This is a genomic window from Sphingomonas sp. PvP056, from assembly GCF_040549155.1.
Classification (GTDB): Bacteria; Pseudomonadota; Alphaproteobacteria; order Sphingomonadales; family Sphingomonadaceae; genus Sphingomonas.
Window position 1 is genome coordinate 406,707 of sequence record NZ_JBEPST010000004.1, and the last position, 19,676, is coordinate 426,382.

Genomic DNA, 19,676 nt, shown 5'->3' on the forward strand with positions numbered 1-19,676 from the left:
ACCCCGGACGATTGGCCCCGAACGATTGACATTACGGGGGGCACCCCACATTTCTGCATCATGGCAAAAATTGAAATCTATACCAAAGTGTTCTGTCCCTATTGCTCGCGTGCGATGAAGCTGCTCGCGTCCAAGGGCGTCACCCCCGAGGAATATGACATCACGATGGGTGGCCCGAAGCGTGCCGAAATGCTCGAGCGCGCGCCGGGTCGGACCACCGTGCCGCAGGTGTTCATCGACGGAAAGCATGTCGGCGGATCGGACGATCTCGCCGCGCTAGAGCGGGATGGCAAGCTGGACGCGCTGCTCGGCCTGTGAAGATTGCGCTCGCCCAGCTGACCAGTGGGATCGATCCGGCCCGCAACGCGGCCATATTGGTTGATGCGGTGCAGCAGGCGGCACAGGGCGGGGCGGCGATGCTGTTCACGCCCGAAATGTCGGGGCTGGTCGACCAGGACCGCGAGCGTGCCTCCGCCGTATTGCGGGGCGAGGACGATGACGTCGTCCTCGCCGCGGTTCGGGGTGCCGCGGCGGCGCACCGGATCTGGGTCCATCTCGGGTCGCTTGCGGTTCGGGGCGAGGACGGTCGGCTGGCCAATCGTGCGTTCGTGATCGACGACACCGGCGTGGTGCGGGCGCGCTACGACAAGCTGCATCTGTTCGACGTGGACTTGCCGACAGGTGAGCGCTGGCGCGAGTCCGCGGCCTATGCGCCGGGGCAGGGAGCGGTCGTCGTCGATACGCCGGTTGGCAAGCTCGGACCGTCGATTTGCTACGACCTGCGTTTTCCCGATCTGTACCGCGCCTTGAGCGACGCGGGCGCGACGGTTCTTGCGGTTCCGGCGGCGTTCACGCGTCCGACGGGGGCCGCGCACTGGCATGTGTTGCTCCGCGCGCGCGCGATCGAGGCGGCGGCCTATGTCGTTGCGGCAGCGCAGACGGGTGAGCATGAGGATGGCCGCGCGACCTACGGCCATTCGCTGGTGATCGACCCGTGGGGCGAAATCGTGCTCGACATGGGCGAGGCGGCGGGCGTGGGGTTCGCCGAGATCGACCCCGCGCGGATCGCTGATGTCCGGGCACGGATCCCGGTGCTTGCGCATCGCCGCGCCATCCCCGCGGTCGAGACCGGAAATTCGACCGGATGATCGTGTTCGACTTGCGGTGTTCGTCGGAGCATGTGTTCGAGGCATGGTTCGGCTCGAGCGCGGCCTATGACGAACAGCGTGCGCGCGGTTTGCTATCCTGTCCGCTGTGCGGCGACACGCAAGTCGGCAAGGCCGTGATGGCACCCAATGTCGGGATCAAGGGGAATCGCGGCACTGGGGCCTCCGTGCCTGCCATTGTACCCTCCGCAGGCGACGCAACGCCACCGCCGGGGAAGGTCCCCGCACCAGCCGAGGTGAAGGCCGCCTTGCAAGTGCTGGCGCAGGCGCAGGCGAAGATGCTCAGCCAGTCCAAATGGGTCGGCCGCGCTTTCGCCGACGAAGCGCGGGCGATGCATGACGGCAGCGTCGAGCAGGCCCCGATCCACGGACAGACGACGATCGCCGAAGCCCGGGCACTGGTCGACGAAGGCGTCCCGATCGCCCCCTTGCCGATGCCGTTCCTTCCGCCGGAAACCGTCAACTGACGATCTTGCGCGCGATGCGCAGCGCGTCGATTGACCCGCTCCAGCCGACCCATTACGGTCCGCCCCGCGCCCCCGTAGCTCAGGTGGATAGAGCGACGGTTTCCTAAACCGCAGGCCGGTGGTTCGAATCCACTCGGGGGCACCAGCAATACTGCCATCGCCAGGTTTACGTCGACTGCAAGATGCAGTTCGTGATGCCTCGTCGCGTATTTGTCGCAGCCATGCAGTCTTCTGTCGGGGTCTTCTCCACAGCACAACTTGCGGCGCATCGGCTTGCAAAATCAATACTAGGTTTCTCAACCACGCTACCGCAAATTTCTGCTCCTGAAAACAGATTTGCAAATATGAGCTGAAACGCTATCGTAGGTAACAAGTCGCGTCCGGCGACAAGGCGGGGGAGAGGGTCTTGGAACCGATTAGCAAGCGGGCGTTCCTGCAGGCGTCGTTGACGACGATGTTGGCAGGGGCTTCACCCGCCCAGGCGCTGGGCACCCCCCGCAAGCGTGTCGCGCCCGCGGTTAAAACCCCGCTCGTGACGGGACCATTCGATTCCACCGAGGCGTCGCTCAAGGCTTACCAGACGCCTGCGTGGTTCCGGGACGCCAAGTTCGGTATCTGGGCGCATTGGGGGCCGCAGGCGGTGCCGCGCCAGGGCGACTGGTATGCGCGCTTCATGTACGTGCCGGGGCACCCGCACTATCAGCATCACCTCCAGACCTACGGCCATCCGTCCGAAGTCGGCTATAAGGACCTCATCCCGCTGTGGCGCGCCGAGCGGTTCGATCCCGAGGCGCTGATGGCGCGGTACGCCGCCGCCGGGGCGAAGTATTTCGTCTCGATGGGGGTCCATCACGACAATTTCGACCTGTGGAACTCGCGCCACCAGCGGTGGAATGCGGTCGCGATGGGGCCCAAGCGCGATATCGTCGGCGCGTGGAAGGCCGCCGCCACCAGGCGCGGCCTGCGCTTCGGCGTGTCGGAGCATCTCGGCGCGAGTTACACCTGGTGGCATCCCAACCAGCTCTACGACCAGTTCTGGCCCAAGCTCGGCGTGCGCTATGACGGCGCGGACCCGCGCTTTGCCGATCTCTATTACGACAATCGCGACGAGCCGTTCGTCAACACGCCGGAGTCCTGGTACACCAAGAACCCGGTGCATCACAAAAGGTGGTTCGACCGGATCAGCGACTTGCTCGACCAGCATCAGCCCGATCTGCTCTATTCCGACGGCGGGCTCCCCTTCGGCGAGACCGGGCGTGCGCTGCTCGCGCATTTCTTCAACCGTAACATGGCGCGCGGCGGCGGGTTGCAGGCCGTTTACAATTGCAAGGATTCGGGCTCGGGCGCGTTCGATCCGGCGTGGGCCGTGCAGGATGTCGAGCGCGGGGTGCTCAAGGGCATCAATCCGCTGCCGTGGCAGACCGACACGTCGAACGGCGACTGGTTCGACAATGCGACCTATGAGTACAAGAGCTGCACCGAAGTCGTCACGATGCTGGCCGACATCGTCAGCAAGAACGGCAACATGCTGCTCAACGTCGTGCTCCACGCGGACGGCAGCCTGCCCCCCGAGTCCGAGACGTTGCTGGCGGAACTGGCACCGTGGATGAAGGTCAACGCCGAAGCGATCCACGGCACGCGCCCGTGGCAGATCTTCGGCGAGGGCCCGACCGAGGCGGCCGCCGGCATGTTCAAGGAAAAGGCGGTCTACACCGCACGCGACATCCGCTTTACGACGAAGGACGACACGTTGTACGCGATCGCGCTGGGCGAACCCCGCGGGCAGACCGTCGTCACCGCGCTGGGCGCGTCCAATCCGCACGAGAAGCGCCGTGTCCGTGACGTGCGATTGCTCGGCCACCCCGGTGTGCTCCGCTTCCGCCAGACTGACCAGGCGCTGCTGATCGACGTGCCGGATCGCCTCCCGACGCGCCACGCCAGCGCCTTCGCCATCCGTTTTAGTTGACGCTGACCGCGTCGCCCATCCCGTTTCCCCGAAAGATCCGACCGATGCCAAGTCCACGATACCGCTTAGCCCGGATCGGCAGCGCACTCGTACTCGCCCTGTCCGCCACGGTCGCTCCGTTTGCCGCCCCCGAGCGCGCCCAGGCGCAAAGCGCGGCCGGCCACCCCGACTGGCCGGGGCGCGGCAATTTGTTCGTCGGCGCGAACTATCAGCCGGTCGATCGCACGCCTACGCAGATCCGGCAGGACATTGCGGTCATGAAGGCCGCACATTTCACGATGGTCAGGATGGGCGACCTGTCGTGGGATGCGTTCGAGCCGAAGGAGGGCGTCTACACCTTCGAATGGTTCGACGACGTGCTCGCGCAAATGCACGCCGCGGGGATCAAGGTGATCGTCGACATTCCCGGGCTCCCCGCGCCGATCTGGCTGCACAAGCGCTATCCGGGCGCGGATATCGTCAATCAGGACGGGGTGCGGCTCCACGCCTCGACGCGCTACCAGGATAATATCGGCGATCCCGACTATCGCCGCCTCGTCCGCAAGCTCGCGGTCGCGATGCTACAGCGCTATGGCAAGAACCCCGCGGTCGCGGCGATCGGCTATGACAATGAAGTCGGCAGCTCGCCCATGTCCTATTCGGAGGCCGACCGTGGACGCTTCGTCGGCTGGCTCCAGAAGAAATACGGCACGATTGCCGCGCTCAACACGGCGTGGGCGACGCAACGCTGGTCGCGGCATCTCAACGGCTGGGACGAAGTCGACTTGCCTTATGGCAACGGCCCCGGCCCGAACGAGCGCAACCTCGACCTGCGGCGCTTCTGGTCCGATACGACGATCGCTGCGCTGACCGATCTCGACGACGTCCGCAAGCAGTACGCGCCCAATCTGCCCGCCGTCTCCAACCTGTGGCCCAACGCGCCCGCCAAGGGGTTTGACTGGCTGCGGTCGTGGGACAAGATCTCCTCCTACGGTGCGGAAGGCTTCTACCCCGGCGATCCCTTGAGCGCCGCGTTCGAGGTGATGATGATCAAGGCCGGGCACGACACGCCCGTCTGGTTCAACGAATTCACCGCGGGCGGCGGCGGCGATTACGGTGCGCCGGGGCGGTCGCGGATGTGGGCCTATTTCGGGCTGCTCAATTATGCGCAGTCGTTCCTCGCCTGGACCTTCAATTCGCATCTCGGCGGCGAGGAACAGTCGCTGTTCGGGCTAGTCGACCATGATGACCGGCCGTCGTGGAAGGTCGCCGAATTCGGCAAGATCGCCTCCGAGTTCAAGACGCTCCAGACGATGGGCTTCCCGCGCTATCGCAAGCCCGACGTCGCTCTCGGCTATTCGTTTGCGAGCATGTGGCTGACCAGCCCGCCGCCCGGCCCCAACACGATGAAGCAGTATTTCCAGGGGAATTACGCGGATCAGGTCAAGGCCGCGTTCCAGCCGCTGTACGAGGACAATGTCGACGCGGCGGTGCTCGACGTCGGGCATGACAAGATTGACGCGTACAAGCTCGTCGTCCTGTCGAGCGCGTACATCATGGACAAGGAGGGCGCCGACGCGATCCGCCGTTACGTGGCGAATGGCGGCACGGTCATCATGACGGGCTATTCGGCCAAAGCGGACGAGACGGGGAAATGGTTCGACACCCCGCTGCCGGGCCGGTTGAGCGACGTGTTCGGCCTGCGCACCAGCGCCTTCTATCGCTCGCCACAGCCATTGAAGATGGGATTCGCGGGCCAGACCCGCACCGGATCCGACGGTTACTATGAGATCCTCGAACTCGACACGGCCAAGCCGATGGCGACGTTCGAGAATACTCCGGCAAAAAGCGCGGCGATCACGGTCAACCGGTTCGGCAAGGGCAAGGCGATCTATCTCGCCACAGCCGCGCAGCCTGAATTCATCGGGCCATTGATCCGTTCGCTCTACGCCGACTTGTCGATCGAGCAGGGGCCCGTGACGCCGTAGGGTGTGTCCGCGCGGACGGTCGAGGGACGGACGCTGTACGTCAACACCACGAATGCTCCGGCGAGCATCGCGGTCTCGAGCGGACGCAAGGACGCGTTGGGTACCCCGGTCACCGCAGGCAAGCTCACGCTGCCGGGCTACGGGGTCGCATTGATCGAGTAGCGAGCAACATTTTGCAATGATTTATATTGCACTCATGGAAACAGGATTGTATCCGCGAAATTAATAGTAGGACAAAAGCGTTAGGGGTTGGGTATGCGTTCGATCAATTGGCTCGCGTCGGCACCGCTGCCCCTCTGTCTGATCTGGTCGACTGCTGCGGTCGCGCAGGTCGCGCCCGCACCGACCCGCGAAGCGCAACCCGCAACCCCCGCCGCTGCTCCCGCGTCGGATGGCGCCACACCGGCGGCGGCGGGGGACACTGCTGCCGTCCCGGGGAGCGACATCGTCGTTACGGGCACGCGCGCCAGTCTGCGCTCGGCGCAGTCGATCAAGCAGAACTCCTCGCAGATCGTCGATTCGATCGTCGCCGACGACATCGGCAAGCTGCCCGATCGCAACGTCGCCGAGGCGCTCCAGCGCGTCGCGGGCATCCAGATCCAGCGCAATTACGGCGAGGGGAGCTCGGTCGCGATCCGCGGTCTGACGCAAGTGCGCACCGAACTGAACGGACGCGACATCTTCACCGCGGGCGGAGTCGACCAGCTCAGCCTGGAGGACGTCCCTGCTGAATTGCTCGCCGGGATCGACGTCTACAAGAACCCTTCGGCGGACCAGATCGAAGGCCAGTTGAGCGGTGTCATCAACTTCCGCACGCGCAAGCCGTTCGATTTCCCGGGCGCGAAGCTCGCCGCGAACGTCACCAACAATTATTACGATCTGGTCGGCAAGAGCGGCCCGTCGGCGTCGCTGCTGCTGAGCGATCGCTGGAAGACCGGGATCGGTGAATTCGGCCTGCTCGCCGACGTCGCTTATCAGAAGGCATATTTCCGCGACGACCAGATCACCACCGAACCCTATTACACGCTCGACCAGAGCCGCAACGCCGACGGCAGCTTCGCCAATCCGGCAGACGCCGCGGCCGCGGCGACGCTCGGACGGTCCGGCCAAGTTACCAACATCCCGCACGGTGGCGGTCTCAACAAGAATTACGGCGACCGCGAACGCTTCGGCGTCGACGTGGCGGTGCAGTGGAAGCCGACTGACACGTTGCTGCTGACCGGCGAAGTGTTCCGCAACCAGTATAAGTTCAACATCCGCGGCAATGCGTTCTTCGCCTCGACCGGCGATGCGGCGATCTCGCCCCTGCCGGGTGCGCCGTTCAGCTTTGCCGACAATGGCGACTTCCAGAGCGGCACGTTCCAGAACGTCCCGCTCGGCTCCTACGCCAGCCAGACGACGCGCGATTCGACGACGACCGATTACTCGCTGTCGGCGCGCTGGAACCCGACGCCGCAGCTCGAGGTCACCGCGGATGGGCAATATATCAGCTCGTCGACCAACACCTCGAACTTCATCGTGCTGACCAACGGGCCGAGCACGACGTTCCAGCAGGACGTATCCGGCAAGATCGCGTCGTTCAGCACGATCCCCGCGACCGCGACGACCGACACGTCGCTGTTTTCGAACAACGGCTTCCTCGATGATTTCGCGCGTTCGCGGGGCTCGGAGCGGACTGGCCGCCTGGATGCGAAGTACAGCTTCACCGGATCGATCCTTCAGTCGCTGCGCGCCGGTTTCCGTTATTCGGACCGGCGCAACGCCACGCGCGACACAGGCTATCGCTATTCCAGCATCAACGGACGCGGCGGGCTCGAGAATTACGACCTGAGCGACATCCTGCGCGGTGACGCCAACGTCTTCGGCAGCGTGGTGACCTTCCCGCTCGATACGATCGGCAATTACAACGATACGCTGACCTCCTTCGGTATCGACGGTGCGCCGGCCTATCTGCCGAGCGGATCGAATGCGCAGAAGCAGAAGATCTACGCGGGCTATGTCGCCGCCTTCTTCGATGCGGCACCGCTGTCGATCCCGCTCGACGGGAACATCGGCGGGCGTCTGGTCAAGACCGACCTGTCGGTGTCGGGCTTCTATCAGCAGGTGCCGCAGATCGTGCAGCCGGATGGATCGGTCTCGACCGGTGCGCCTGCGTTCCAGCAGATCGCGGTGTCCGATTCCTACACCAAGTTCCTCCCCAGCGTGAACCTGCGCTACCATTTCACGCCGAAATTGCAGTTGCGGCTGGCGGCCTCCGCCAACCTCGCACGCCCAACCTTCGCGCAGCTCAACCCGAGCCTGACGCTGACTCAGCCGGGTCCGGCGCAGCAGAATGAGGTCCACACCGCAAGCGGCGGCAACCCGTTCCTCAAGCCGATGACGTCGCGTAATTTCGACGCCTCGCTCGAATGGTATTTCGCGCGGACCGGGTTCATCTCCGTCGCGGGATTCTACAAGCAGATCAACGGCTACATCCAGACCGCGGTGACCCCGCGCGACATCACCTTCCCCGACAACAGCAGTTACACCTATCAGGTCACCTCCTACACCAATGCGGCGGACGCCAAGGTGAAGGGGGCCGAGGTGTCGTATCAGCAGTTCTTCGATTTCCTGCCGGGGCCGCTGAGCGGGTTCGGGGTGCAGGCGAACTTCACCTTTGTCGATTCCAAGGCACCGAGCCCGGCGACGTCGGGCCCCGTGACACAGGTCCCGCTCGAGCTATTGTCCAAGTACAGCTACAATCTCGTCGGCATCTACGAGAAGGGCAAGGTCTCGGCCCGCGTCGCGTATAACTGGCGGAGCAAGTTCGTTGAGACGACCGCCGGGGTCGGCACGGGCAATCTGCCGATCTTCGATCGCCCCTATGGCCAGATCGATGCGTCGGTGAACCTCGCCGTCACGCCGAACTTCTCGCTCGGGGTGGACGGGCGCAATCTCGGGAACGCGCTGAAACAATCCTATTTCGGAATCGAGACGCGTCCGCGTACAGCGACCATCTCCGATCGCCGGTTCAGCATCTCGGCGCGCGTCGTCTATTGATAGGCCCGAGGGGCCGTGGTTTTGAAGGATTGCCGACCATGAAGATCAGGACCGTGTTGGCGGCTGCACTGATGGCGGGGCAGGGTGCCGTGACGGTCCCCGCGCTTGCCGCACCGGACGCGACGCAGATCCCGCATTTCGTCAGCAAGGGCGGGCGGCACGCGCTGATCGTCGACGGCGCGCCGTTCCTGATGCTGAGTGGGCAAGTCAACAATTCGACCAACTATCCCGAGCCGCTCGCCAAGACCTGGGCGGTGCTCGACCGGATCCATGCGAATACGGTCGAGGTCCCGGTGGCGTGGCAGCAGGTTGAACCCACCGAGGGGCAGTTCGACCTGTCCTTCGTCCAGGCGCTGCTCGATCAGGCGCGCGCGCATGACAAGCGTGTCGTACTGTTGTGGTTCGGGACGTGGAAGAACACCTCGCCTGCGTATACGCCGGCGTGGGTCAAGCTCGACAACCGCCGTTTCCCGCGGATGAAGGAGCGCGCCGGAAAGGACCACGACGTCCTGACCCCGCTGTCGACCAAGACGCTCGAGGCGGACAAGCGCGCCTTCGTCAAGCTGATCGAATATCTGCGTGACCATGATCCACAGAATACCGTCATCATGGTGCAGGTCGAGAATGAGACGGGCAGCTACCGCGTCCCGCGGGATTACAGCGCGCAGGGGGACAAGCTGTTCGCCCAGCCGATCCCCGCGGCGCTGGCCAAGCGCATGGGCAAGCGCGGCACCTGGGCCACCGCGTTCGGCGCGCAGGCTGATCGCGCGTTCAACAGCTGGTACGTCGCATCTTATGTCAATGCGATCGCGGCGGCGGGCAAGGCGATCAAGCCGCTGCCGATGTACGCCAATGCGGCGCTCGCCGGGCCGTCCAACGTGCCCGATCCGACCGGCGTGGCCTCGGGCGGGCCGCAGCAGGATGTGCTCGACATCTGGAAGGCGGCGGCTCCAGCGCTCGATCTGCAGGCGCCCGATATCTACGATCGCAAGAGCGCGAACGTCATCCAGTATCTCGACAAGTTCGCGCGGGCCGACAATCCGCTGATGGTCCCGGAGATCGGCAACGGCAGCGATTTCGCACGCTACGTCTATGCAGCACTTGGCCGTGGCGGGGTGGGGTTTGCGCCGTTCGGGATGGATGAGACGGGCTATCTCAACTACCCGCTCGGTGCTGCGAACATGGATGCAGCGACGCTCGACGCGTTCGCCTTGCCCTATGCGGCGTTCGGCTCGATCATGCGCGACTGGGCACGGATCGCTTCGGAGAAGCCGACCTTCGGTTTCGCCAAACCCGATGACGGTGCCACGCAATCGACCACGATGGGCGGCTGGACGATCACCGCGAAATGGGGCGAGTGGCAGTTCGGCGAGAAGGACTGGACGTGGCTCAAGTCCACGCCCGCGCCCTGGGCGGACCAGCCGATCGGTGGCGCGGCGATCGCGCAACTGTCGGCGAACGAGTTCCTCGTCGTGGGCGATCACGTCCGGCTGATCTTCTCGGGCGCGGCGGGATCGCCGCCGAACGGCATTGTCGTCAGCGTCGAGGAAGGCCGGTTCGACAAGGGACAGTGGGTCAGGAGCCGCGTCTGGAACGGCGATCAGACGGACTATGGGCTCAATCTGCATGACCGCCCGCAAGTGCTGAAGGTGACGATGGGGCGGTATCGGTAAAGGCGCTCCCGATCGGTGATCGGGTCCGCAAGGCGCGCAATCCCATGTTAACAATCTGCCGATAAGCCGATCGAAACGTGGAAGAAAGTACCGATGCCCCGCCGCATACGCTCCCTGCTGACGACGTTGAGCGACCAGGTCACGGCGCATGTCCGCCAGGCCGAACTGATCGCTGGCCGCACCAATCTGCTCGCGCTCAACGCCACGATCGAGGCGGCGCGCGCGGGGGATGCGGGGCGCGGGTTCACCGTGGTGGCGCAGGAAGTGAAGACGCTTGCAGGCATGGCAGGCACGTCGGCATCCAGCTTCCGTGACGAGGTGCTCGGCTACCTCCAGCAGGGCACCGCGATCGCAGACGAACTCGCGCGCGACATCGAGAGCGGGCGGCTTGCCGATCTTGCGCAGTCGATCGCGGATACGCTTGCGCGCACCTTGTACGATCGGTCGATCGACGTGCGGATGCTGGCCACCGACTATTCGATCGCCGAAGCGTTGATGGTCGATCGCGCATCGCCGCGGATCGAAGCACGTGCGCTGGATCGGCTACGGTCGTTGCTCGGCTGCTCGCCCTATTTCCTCAACGCGTTCGTCGTGAACGCCGATGGCGAGGTCGCGGCGTGCGCGCATGACAATGCCGCGGTACGAGGCACCAACTTCAAGGAGTATGGGCAGTTCCAGCGTGCGATGGCGGCACCACCCGAGATCACGTGGATGACCGACGCAGTCTGGCAGAACCCGTGGTCGGATGACCGCAAGGTGCTGGTCTATGTCGCGCCGGTGCGGATGGAAGGCGCGACGATCGGTGTCTGCTATCTAGAGTTCGATTTCGAGGGGCAGGCGGACGCGATCATGCGGGTGGTCGACAAGACCACCGGCAACGGCATCGCCTCGATCGTGGACGACCGGAACCGCGTCGTCGCGACGACCGGCAGCTACGCCTATCATACGCGACACCCGCATGCGCTCGTCGGGGAGGGCGCGCGGCGGCAGTCGTCCGACGGGCTCAACGTCGCACAGGCAAGCGTAGTGTCCGAACGCGGGATCAGCGGGCTGATGCTCCGCTGCATCATCGAGGAGCATGTCGCGACCGAACAGGACATCGTCGCCGCAGTATCGCGTCCGCGCAGATAAACCCGCCGGCGGTGCTAACCCTCGCCGCGCGGAACGACTTCGACGATCTGGTCACCCGCCTCGAGCCGCGCCGCCTCGGGTTCCCAAAAACAGAAGATGTGTTGCCCGCGGTAAATCCGGTGGCCCAGCCCGGTCGTGATTCCCGACAACGGCTTGCCCACTTCCTCCGCCGTGACGGCACGCTCGCGCAGAGCGACCCGGCCCCCCGCGGCGGCGAGGTCCGCCATATAGTCCGCGGTATGCGCGCCATGCGTCGATCCTGCGAGCAACAGCCCGGCGAAACTCGCCGGATTGATCACCGTATTCGCGCCGGCCTGCTGCGCGATCGCCTCATTGTCCTGCGACCGGATCACGACGCTGATCGGCACGTCGGGCGCGAGGCGGCGCGCGGTCAGCACGATCAGGATCGACGTGTCGTCCCGCCCGGCCGATACGATCACCGCACGCGCATTCTCGATCCGTGCCGCCTCGAGTGCGGCGTTGCGCGTGGCATTGCCCTCCATCACGGTCGTGCCGCAATCCTCCGCCCGCTGCAGCGCGGTGGCGGAATCGTCGATCACCACGATCGTCTCGGGGTCGGCGCCGCGCCGGACGAGCTCGCGCACTGCCTCGGCGCCGCTGGTGCCGTAGCCGGTCACGATGACATGATCGGTAAGACGGCGCTGGATCACACTCATTCGCCATTTCTCCCAAACCCGCTTCAGCAGGAAATCATATGCGGTCCCGAGGAAGATCAGCCACACGAACAGCCGGATCGGCGTCACCACGAACGTATCGAACATCCGCGCCTGCTGCGTCACCGGCACGATATCGCCATAGCCGACGGTCGTCACCGTGATCATCGTGAAATACAGGATGTCAGCGAAGGTGACGGGCTCGCCCGAATTCTGCCGCAGCCCGTCGCGATCGAACCAGTGCACCGCAAGCGCCACGCCAAGCAACGCCAGCGCGAGCAGCGCGCGCCACGACAGTGACAGCCACGCAGGCGTACGGCTTTGTCGGCGCAGCCGATATTTCAGGGTGTCCGCATCGTCGCTGCGCATGGGGTTTGGTAGCGCCTTTCCCGATCGAGGCAAACCGCAACCGTCACGCGGCGGACCGCGCATATGGAAACGGCCGCGACACCGGGGGGTGTCGCGGCCGTTCCGGAACCAGCTAAGGCGGACTTACGCCTTCATGTGGCCCGCGAGATGCTTGTTCATTTCGAACATCGTCACGCGGTCCTTGCCGAACACCTTCTTGAGCGCTTCGTCGGCGACGATTTCACGCTTGTTCTCGGGGTTCTGCAGGTCGTTCTTCTTGATATATTCCCAGACCTTGCTGATCACTTCGCTGCGCGGAAGCTTGTCGTTGCCGACGATCGCGCCGAGTTCGGGCGAAGGCTGGATAGGCGCGAAGATGCCGCCGGTCTTGGGGGCGTCGCTCTTTGCGGTTGGAGTCTTGGCCATTTTGTTGGTCCTTCCTGGTGTGTCGTTACAACCGACATCGGTTTCACGCCTTGTCGAGCGCTGCGCTCTTGTGCGCTGCCTTGCCGCCGTTGTCACTCTTTACGATGAATTGCGGTTCCTCGGGCGAGGCGTCGACCTTGTGACCCTTGATCTGGGTCGGGCTGGTCTGCTTCTTCTCGACCACGCCATGCGCGGTGCCTCCCGGGGAATTCCAGGTGACCTCGTCACCCTTTTTCAATTCTGCCATCGCGTATCTCCGTTACGATGGTGCAACAGCGCGCGAGCCGCCGGATCGTTGCACCGCCCGACGCAAACGGCCCGCCCCTCTTCGCGAGGGACGGGCCGTTCGTCGTATCGTGGCCGGATCAGAACCCCTTGCGGAGCGTGATGCCGTAGGTGCGCGGTTCGTTGATGTACGCGCTGTAGCTGCCCGACTGGATCACGGTGTTGAACGCCGACAGGAAGTAATTGTCGTTGCCGAGGTTGCGCACCCAACCCTGGATCTGGAACGCGTCGGGCAGGTCGAGCCCGATGCTCGCGTTGACGGTCTTGACCTCGCTGCTGGCGACCGAGGCGGGGACCGTGTCGGTCAGCGCGGTCTTGCTGCTGTAGACGAATTCGCCACGGACGAAGCCGCTGATCCGATCGGTAATTTGCTGCGTATAGGTGGCGTTGACGTTGCCCGAGAATTCGGGGACGCCGCCCGGTCGCGCGCCGGTCAGGTCGCGGAACTGCGGCGCGAGGGTGCCCGCGGGCGACCCCGCCGGAACCTGGCAGCGCGGATCGAACGCGAAGCACGGTGCACGGGTGAAGCTGTCGTATTTGGCATCGAGATAGGTGCCCGATGCGTTGAGCAGCAAGGCGCGGAACGGCTTGTACGACGCCTCGACCTCTACGCCGCGAACCGACTGGCTGCCGGCGTTGACCAGCGCGAAGCCGGTGCCGGTGAAGCCGTTCGACTGGAAGCCTTTGATCTTCTCGTCGAACAGCGCGACGTTGAAATAGCCACCGTTGAACCGCGCCTTGCCGCCGATTTCCCAGACCTCGACGTTCTCGGGTGCAGCGGTGCGGCCGACGCCGTTGTTGGCGGGGCGGCTGTCCGACGACAGATTGTACGCGCCTGCCTTCCAGCCGGTCGAGTAGCTTCCGTAGACGTTGACGTTGCGCGAGAAATCAAACTTGGCGCGCGCCAGATAGGTGAACTTGTCGCCCTTCAGGATGCCGTCTTCGCTCGCGTTGGGGAAGTTGACCGGACCATGATTGGCGGTGTCGGGATAGAAGAACTGGAGCGCGTTGAGCCCGGCGAACAAATTGGTCGGAATGCGCGCTCCGGCAGGGGCGAGCGGGTTGAGCAACTGCAATGGCAGAAGACCGAGCTCGGGGACGTTCCGCAAGTTCAGCTGCGAGAAACGATCGGTCAGCACGACGTTCGAGAAGGCGGACTTCTTGTCGTTGAGATACGCTCCGCCGACGGTCAGCGTGAGGCGCTCGAACAGCTTGTAATCCGCCTGCCCGAAGATCGAGTAGGAGATGTCGTTGAGCCGGTAATTGTCGAGAATCCCGGTCCCTTGCGCGAAGTAGGTCTGGCCCGGGATCACGCTGGTGTTGCCCGCGCCGCGCTGGAGCGCTTCGAGTTGGGTAATGGGCGACGTGCCGGTCAGTGCCCCGCCCGTTGCGGCGAGCGCGGCGGCATTGGCGAAGCGACGACCGTCCGCACCGTACAGGATGTTGCGTCCGGTCTTGATCCGCTCGTCCGAATAGAAGCCACCGAGCAGCCAGTTGAACGGCCCCGCATAATCCGACGCGAGCCGGATTTCCTGCGTGAAGGTCTTGATCGTGTCGTCGGTGGTCTGGTTGGAGATATCGCCGCCGGTGAAATCCACGTCGAGATCGGTGCGGTTGGTCTGGCGGCGATAGGCGGTGATCGAGGTCAGCTTGGCAAAGCTGAGGTTCCAGTCGATCTGGCCGGATATGCCCTTGCCGTTGAGGCGGTTGTTCGGCGCGGTGTTATAGACGACTTCGCGGTTGAACGGGGTCGCGGCGTTGCCGACGAGCCCGCCGACTCCGCCGATCGACCGTGGCAAGCCGATCAGCTGGGTTAGCGGGCCGTTGGTGATCGTCACCGCGCCACAGCAGACTTCGTTGATGTTGTTGAGGTCGCCGATGATCCGGACCGAGAAGTTGGACGATGGCTCGAACAGCACGTCGGCGCGCAGTGACTGGCGGTCGCGCCCGTTGACCTTCCCGCCGGTCAGGCGGTTGGTGTAGAAACCCTCGCGCTGGTTGACGCTGCCGAACAGGCGGAAGGCGATCGTCTCGCTGATCGGCCCGGTGATCGACGCGCGTGCCTCGATATTGCCGAGGTTGCCCGCGGTCGCCTCGGCCGTGCCGCCCCAGGTGAATTGCGGACGCTTGGTGACGATCGAGATCGCACCCGCTGCGACGTTCTTGCCGAACAGCGTCGATTGCGGCCCGCGCAGGACTTCGATGCGCTCGAGTTCGGGAAGATCCGAGATCGAGGAGGCCGAGCGCGAGCGATAGACGCCGTCGATGAAGACGCCGACCGAGCTCTCGATCCCGATGTTGCCGTTGCCGTTGCCGAAGCCGCGGATCGTGAAGTTGGTCTGCCCCGCGCTCTGGAACTGGGTGACCTTGAGCGAGGGAACGCTTGCCTGAAGGTCGATCAGGTCGTGGATCTTGGCCTTCTTGATCGTGTCGTCGCTGGTGACGGCGACCGAGACGGGGACGTCCTGCAACGTCTGCTCGCGCTTGGTGGCGGTGACGATGATGTCATCGGTATCGGTCGCGCTGCGATCAATCTGCGGGGCGGCGGAGGTCGCGGCAGGCGCGCCCTGTGCCTGGGTGGTAGGGGGGGCATCCTGCGCATAGGCGGGAACCGCGCACAGCAATGCGATTGCCGACGCGCCAAGCAGGTCCGACTTCCTCATCTGTCATCCTCTCGCTGCCGCAGTTGCCAGTCTTGACGCCGGTTCTGCGTTTTCGAATTTAGGGTTTGTGAATTAGCGTGCGGTTGAATCCTGCGTCAATCGCATAATGATACGTAGTTACGGAAGCTGTGCCGCAGCGTTACCGAAAGGATACAGTTGCAAAGCAGGACCAATTCGGCTCCTTGAACAGCACGAGGCATGACGCGACGATTGCCGTAGCGTCAAAGCCGTTCCGGTAACCGAAAGAGCGATGATGGATGACGACGGGGCACTGTTGAGTGAAGGCGATCTGGTCGCAGCACCCGCAAAGCTTTTCGTGCCGGACGACGTCGCCGAGGCGGTTCGCACGCTGATCCGCTGGACCGGCGACGACCCGACACGCGAAGGATTGATCGAGACGCCGCAGCGAGTCGCGCGCGCATGGAAGGAATATTGCAGCGGATATCAGGACGATCCCGCGATTCATCTGAAGCGCGTGTTCGAAGAAGTCGGCGGCTATGACGAGATCGTGCTGCTCAAGGACATTCCGTTCCAGTCGCATTGCGAACATCACATGGCGCCGATCATCGGCAAGGCGCACATCGCCTATCTGCCGTCCGACTGGGTCGTCGGCATCTCCAAGCTCGCGCGTGTGCTGCATGCCTATTCGCGGCGCTTGCAGGTGCAGGAACGGCTGACCGCCGAAGTCGCCAACTGCATCTGGGATAATCTGAAGCCTTTGGGTGTCGCGGTGGTGATCGAGGCGAGCCACGCGTGCATGACCGCGCGTGGCGTGCGGACGCCGGGCGTATCGATGGTAACCAGCCGGATGATGGGCGTATTCCGCGACGACGAACGCAGCCGGAAGGAAATCCTCGCGCTGATGGGGTGCTGATGCAGGCGGAGCGGACGGTTCTGGTCACGGGTGCGGCGCGCCGGCTGGGGGCGACGATCGCGCGACATCTGGCGGGGCAGGGGTGGCGGGTTGCGATCCATCACCACCATTCCGCGGAGGAAGCGGACGCGCTGTCGCAGGCGCTGCCGGGGTCGATCGTGCTGACCGGGGATCTCGCCGATCCGGCGACGCCGGATGTGCTGCTGGATGCCGCGCGCGCGGGGTTCGGTGCGCCGTTGATGGCGGTCGTCAACAGCGCATCGTTGTTCGATTATGACACGCCGCCAATGGTTTCGGCGGAATCTTTGCAGCGTCATGCCCGGGTCAATCTCGATGCTCCGGTGCTCCTTGCCTCCGCGCTTGCGGCGCAGGAGGATCTGGCTGACGGTGCGGTGGTCGATGTGCTCGACCAGAAGGTCGCGAATCTGAACCCCGATTTCTTCGCCTATAGCTGCGCCAAGGTTGCGCTGACCGGCGCGACCACGATGCTTGCGCAGGCGCTCGGTCCACGGATCCGGGTCAATGCGGTATCACCGGGTCTCACGCTGCCCAGCGCGGACCAGACCGAGGCCGAATTTGCGGCAGTCGCGTCGCGCAACGTGTTGCGCCGCCCGGTCGATCCCGAGGACGTCGCGCGCGCCGTCGCCTTCCTGCTCGATGCGCAGGGGATCACGGGGCAAAATCTTTTCGTCGATTGCGGCCAGCATTTCCTGCCGCTGGCGCGCGACGTCATGTTCGAAGGTCGGGTATGATCGCGCCGGTACGGTTCACGACGGTCCTCGAGGGGCTGGAGCTGACGATGGGGTTGGGCATCCACCCCGACGAACGCGCCGCGCCGCAACGCGTGATCGTGTCGGTGCGGATGCAGGTCGCCTATCCCGCGCCCCCCGCCGACGACCGGATCGACCAGGTGCTGGACTATGATTTTGTCCGTAGCGGGATCCGCGCGCTGGTCGCGGATCGGCATTTCGACCTGCAGGAAACATTGTGCGAGGCGATCGCGGCGCTCTGCTTCACCGATCCTCGTGTGGAACGAGTGACGGTGCGGACGAGCAAGCCGGACATTTATCCCGACGCCGCGGTCGGCTGCGAGATCGAACGCGAACGGTAGCAGGAGCAGCCACCACCGCTCCCGCTTTCGCTTCTGCTTCCCCGGCGAAGGCCGGGGCCCAGGAGCGATGTCCGAGGTGACGAAGCGCCATCGCCAGTTACCATCGCCATCGCTACTGGGCCCCGGCCTCCGCCGGGGAAGAAGTGCGCCAGGAAGGTGCGCGAGACAGCTAAGCCCGGTTCGCCGCGCTCAACACCGCGCGCACGCTTGCGGTGGCGACGTCGGCATCGATCCCGACACCAAACACCGTCCGTCCATCCGCCGTACGGCACTCGACATAGGCCGCCGCTTGCGCATTCGCCCCATGCCCGATCGCGTGCTCGTTATAATCCACCACGTCGAGCGTCGGCCCGGTCGAGCCCTCCAGCGCGGCGATCACGCCCGAGATCAACCCGTTGCCACGCCCCGAGATCGACTGCTCGGTCCCGTCCACCGCGACATGCCCGACGAACAACCGGTCCCCGACGCTCCCGCTTTCCTGATAATCGACCAGCCGGAAGCGGTCCGCATCGCGCGCCAGATAGGTCGCCTCGAACTGCCCCCAGATGTCGGCAGCGTTCAATTCGCGGCTCGTCTCGTCCGCCAGCCGCTGGACGTGGCGGCTGAAGTCCGCTTGCAACCGCTTGGGGAGCTTCAACCCCTTGTCCTGCTCGATCACCCAGGCAACGCCGCCCTTGCCGCTTTGCGAATTGACGCGGATCACCGCTTCGTAGCTGCGCCCCAGATCAGCCGGATCGATCGGCAGATACGGCACTTCCCACAGCGGATCGTTCTTCGCTTCCTGCGCGGCGAAGCCCTTCTTGATCGCGTCCTGATGGCTGCCCGAGAACGCCGTAAACACCAGGTCGCCGGCATAAGGCGTGCGCGGATGCACCGGCAATTGCGTGCAATAATTCACCGTGCTGACGATCGCGTCGATGTCCGAGAAGTCGAGCTTCGGATCGACACCTTGCGTGTACATGTTGAGCGCGACCGTCACGAGATCGCAATTCCCGGTCCGCTCGCCATTCCCCAGCAGGCAGCCCTCGACCCGGTCGGCGCCCGCCATCAGCCCGAGCTCGGCGGCGGCGACGCCGGTGCCGCGGTCGTTATGCGGGTGGAGGCTCAAAGCGACGCAATCGCGGTTCCGGATATTGCGCCCGAACCATTCGATCTGGTCGGCATAGACGTTGGGCGTCGCGCATTCGACCGTCGCGGGCAGGTTGAGGATCAGTTTGTGGTCGGGCGTAGGCCGCAGCACGTCCATCACCGCCTCGCAAACCTCGAGCGAGAAATCGAGCTCCGCGGTCGAGAAGGTCTCGGGGCTATATTCAAAGAACCAGTCGGTGTCGGGCTGCGCCGCGGCCTGATCGCGCAGGATCATCGCGCCGTCGATCGCGATCTTCTTGACCTCCTCGCGCGTCATCCCGAACACGATCTTGCGCCACGCCGGGCTCACCGCATTGTACAGATGGACGATCGCGCGCGGCGCCCCGCGCAGGGATTCGAAACTCCGCTCAATCAGGTCGCGCCGCGACTGCGTCAGCACCTGGATCAGCGTGTCGTCGGGGACCCGGCCCGACTGGACCAGCCCGGAAATGAAGTCGAACTCGGTCGCGCCCGCGGCGGGGAAACCGACTTCGATTTCCTTGATCCCGACCTTGACGATCAGGTCGAACAGCCGGGTCTTCTTCTCGGCGTCCATCGGGTCGATCAGCGCCTGGTTGCCGTCACGCAGATCGGTCGACAGCCAGCGCGGCGCGGTGTCGATGATCCGCGACGGCCACTGCCGGTCGGGCAAGGCAATTTGCGGGAAAGGTCGGTATTTGGTCGAAGGATCGCGCAGCATGATGAGTCTCGTCGAACAAGGGGGACGGGATTGGATCAGGCCCTCAGGCGCGTCGTGC

17 protein-coding genes and 1 tRNA gene are annotated in these 19,676 nt (G+C 64.5%); 13 read left to right on the top strand and 5 right to left on the bottom strand.

Features of this window, described 5'->3' with window-relative positions:
* Positions 1-60 precede the first annotated feature (60 nt).
* The 10 genes from grxC (at position 61) to ABIC17_RS12480 (ending at position 11,409) form a co-directional block, all read left to right on the top strand.
* The gene (gene grxC / locus ABIC17_RS12435) at positions 61-318 is read left to right on the top strand and encodes a glutaredoxin 3 (protein WP_354282125.1); all 258 of its coding nucleotides are present in this window, start codon (positions 61-63) and stop codon (positions 316-318) included.
* Positions 315-1,148 carry a carbon-nitrogen hydrolase family protein gene (locus ABIC17_RS12440; protein WP_354282126.1) on the top strand — a complete coding sequence of 278 codons (834 nt, stop codon included), beginning with the start codon at positions 315-317 and terminating at the stop codon, positions 1,146-1,148. Before grxC ends, ABIC17_RS12440 begins: the two co-directional genes overlap by 4 nt.
* Positions 1,145-1,633 carry a DUF1178 family protein gene (locus ABIC17_RS12445; protein ID WP_354282127.1) on the top strand — a complete coding sequence of 163 codons (489 nt, stop codon included), beginning with the start codon at positions 1,145-1,147 and terminating at the stop codon, positions 1,631-1,633. The genes ABIC17_RS12440 and ABIC17_RS12445 overlap by 4 nt, the downstream gene beginning before the upstream one ends.
* Before the next feature lie 68 nt (positions 1,634-1,701).
* A tRNA-Arg gene (locus ABIC17_RS12450) sits at positions 1,702-1,778 on the top strand.
* A gap of 261 nt (positions 1,779-2,039) precedes the next feature.
* Complete coding sequence (locus ABIC17_RS12455) at positions 2,040-3,599, top strand: alpha-L-fucosidase (RefSeq protein ID WP_354282128.1); 1,560 nt, start codon at positions 2,040-2,042, stop codon at positions 3,597-3,599.
* 44 nt (positions 3,600-3,643) lie between these two features.
* A complete protein-coding gene (locus ABIC17_RS12460; protein ID WP_354282129.1) occupies positions 3,644-5,566 on the top strand; it encodes a beta-galactosidase in 1,923 nt (640 codons plus the stop codon).
* A gap of 3 nt (positions 5,567-5,569) precedes the next feature.
* Positions 5,570-5,728 (top strand): hypothetical protein, encoded by a 159-nt coding sequence (locus ABIC17_RS12465; protein ID WP_354282130.1) that lies wholly within the window; start codon positions 5,570-5,572, stop codon positions 5,726-5,728.
* A 93-nt stretch (positions 5,729-5,821) separates the two neighbouring features.
* A complete protein-coding gene (locus ABIC17_RS12470) occupies positions 5,822-8,605 on the top strand; it encodes a TonB-dependent receptor (RefSeq protein ID WP_354282131.1) in 2,784 nt (927 codons plus the stop codon).
* 38 nt (positions 8,606-8,643) lie between these two features.
* A complete protein-coding gene (locus ABIC17_RS12475; RefSeq protein ID WP_354282132.1) occupies positions 8,644-10,278 on the top strand; it encodes a DUF5597 domain-containing protein in 1,635 nt (544 codons plus the stop codon).
* A gap of 93 nt (positions 10,279-10,371) precedes the next feature.
* Positions 10,372-11,409 carry a cache domain-containing protein gene (locus ABIC17_RS12480; RefSeq protein ID WP_354282133.1) on the top strand — a complete coding sequence of 346 codons (1,038 nt, stop codon included), beginning with the start codon at positions 10,372-10,374 and terminating at the stop codon, positions 11,407-11,409.
* A 14-nt stretch (positions 11,410-11,423) separates the two neighbouring features.
* Here the strand turns inward: ABIC17_RS12480 and ABIC17_RS12485 are convergent, their stop codons facing one another.
* The 4 genes from ABIC17_RS12485 to ABIC17_RS12500 all read right to left on the bottom strand — a co-directional run bounded on the left by ABIC17_RS12485 (position 11,424) and on the right by ABIC17_RS12500 (position 15,805).
* Positions 11,424-12,452 carry a potassium channel family protein gene (locus ABIC17_RS12485; protein WP_354282134.1) on the bottom strand — a complete coding sequence of 343 codons (1,029 nt, stop codon included), beginning with the start codon at positions 12,450-12,452 and terminating at the stop codon, positions 11,424-11,426.
* 123 nt (positions 12,453-12,575) lie between these two features.
* Positions 12,576-12,857: an SWIB/MDM2 domain-containing protein gene (locus ABIC17_RS12490; RefSeq protein WP_354282135.1), complete on the bottom strand. Its 282-nt coding sequence runs from the start codon at positions 12,855-12,857 to the stop codon at positions 12,576-12,578.
* A 43-nt stretch (positions 12,858-12,900) separates the two neighbouring features.
* Positions 12,901-13,104 carry a hypervirulence associated TUDOR domain-containing protein gene (locus ABIC17_RS12495; protein ID WP_354282136.1) on the bottom strand — a complete coding sequence of 68 codons (204 nt, stop codon included), beginning with the start codon at positions 13,102-13,104 and terminating at the stop codon, positions 12,901-12,903.
* 118 nt (positions 13,105-13,222) lie between these two features.
* Positions 13,223-15,805 carry a TonB-dependent receptor gene (locus ABIC17_RS12500; protein WP_354282137.1) on the bottom strand — a complete coding sequence of 861 codons (2,583 nt, stop codon included), beginning with the start codon at positions 15,803-15,805 and terminating at the stop codon, positions 13,223-13,225.
* A gap of 253 nt (positions 15,806-16,058) precedes the next feature.
* On the opposite strand from ABIC17_RS12500, the gene folE reads away from it, so the two are divergent.
* The 3 genes from folE to ABIC17_RS12515 are packed head-to-tail and all read left to right on the top strand — an operon-like array spanning position 16,059 to position 17,790.
* On the top strand, positions 16,059-16,679 hold the full coding sequence (gene folE, locus ABIC17_RS12505; RefSeq protein WP_354282138.1) for a GTP cyclohydrolase I FolE: 621 nt from the start codon (positions 16,059-16,061) through the stop codon (positions 16,677-16,679).
* Positions 16,679-17,431, top strand: a complete 753-nt coding sequence (locus ABIC17_RS12510) for an SDR family oxidoreductase (RefSeq protein ID WP_354282139.1) — start codon at positions 16,679-16,681, stop codon at positions 17,429-17,431. Before folE ends, ABIC17_RS12510 begins: the two co-directional genes overlap by 1 nt.
* The gene (locus tag ABIC17_RS12515) at positions 17,428-17,790 is read left to right on the top strand and encodes a dihydroneopterin aldolase (protein WP_354282140.1); all 363 of its coding nucleotides are present in this window, start codon (positions 17,428-17,430) and stop codon (positions 17,788-17,790) included. The genes ABIC17_RS12510 and ABIC17_RS12515 overlap by 4 nt, the downstream gene beginning before the upstream one ends.
* A gap of 169 nt (positions 17,791-17,959) precedes the next feature.
* Here ABIC17_RS12515 and leuA read toward each other — a convergent pair whose 3' ends face one another.
* Positions 17,960-19,618 carry a 2-isopropylmalate synthase gene (gene leuA, locus ABIC17_RS12520; protein ID WP_354282141.1) on the bottom strand — a complete coding sequence of 553 codons (1,659 nt, stop codon included), beginning with the start codon at positions 19,616-19,618 and terminating at the stop codon, positions 17,960-17,962.
* Between the last annotated feature and the right edge of the window lie 58 nt (positions 19,619-19,676).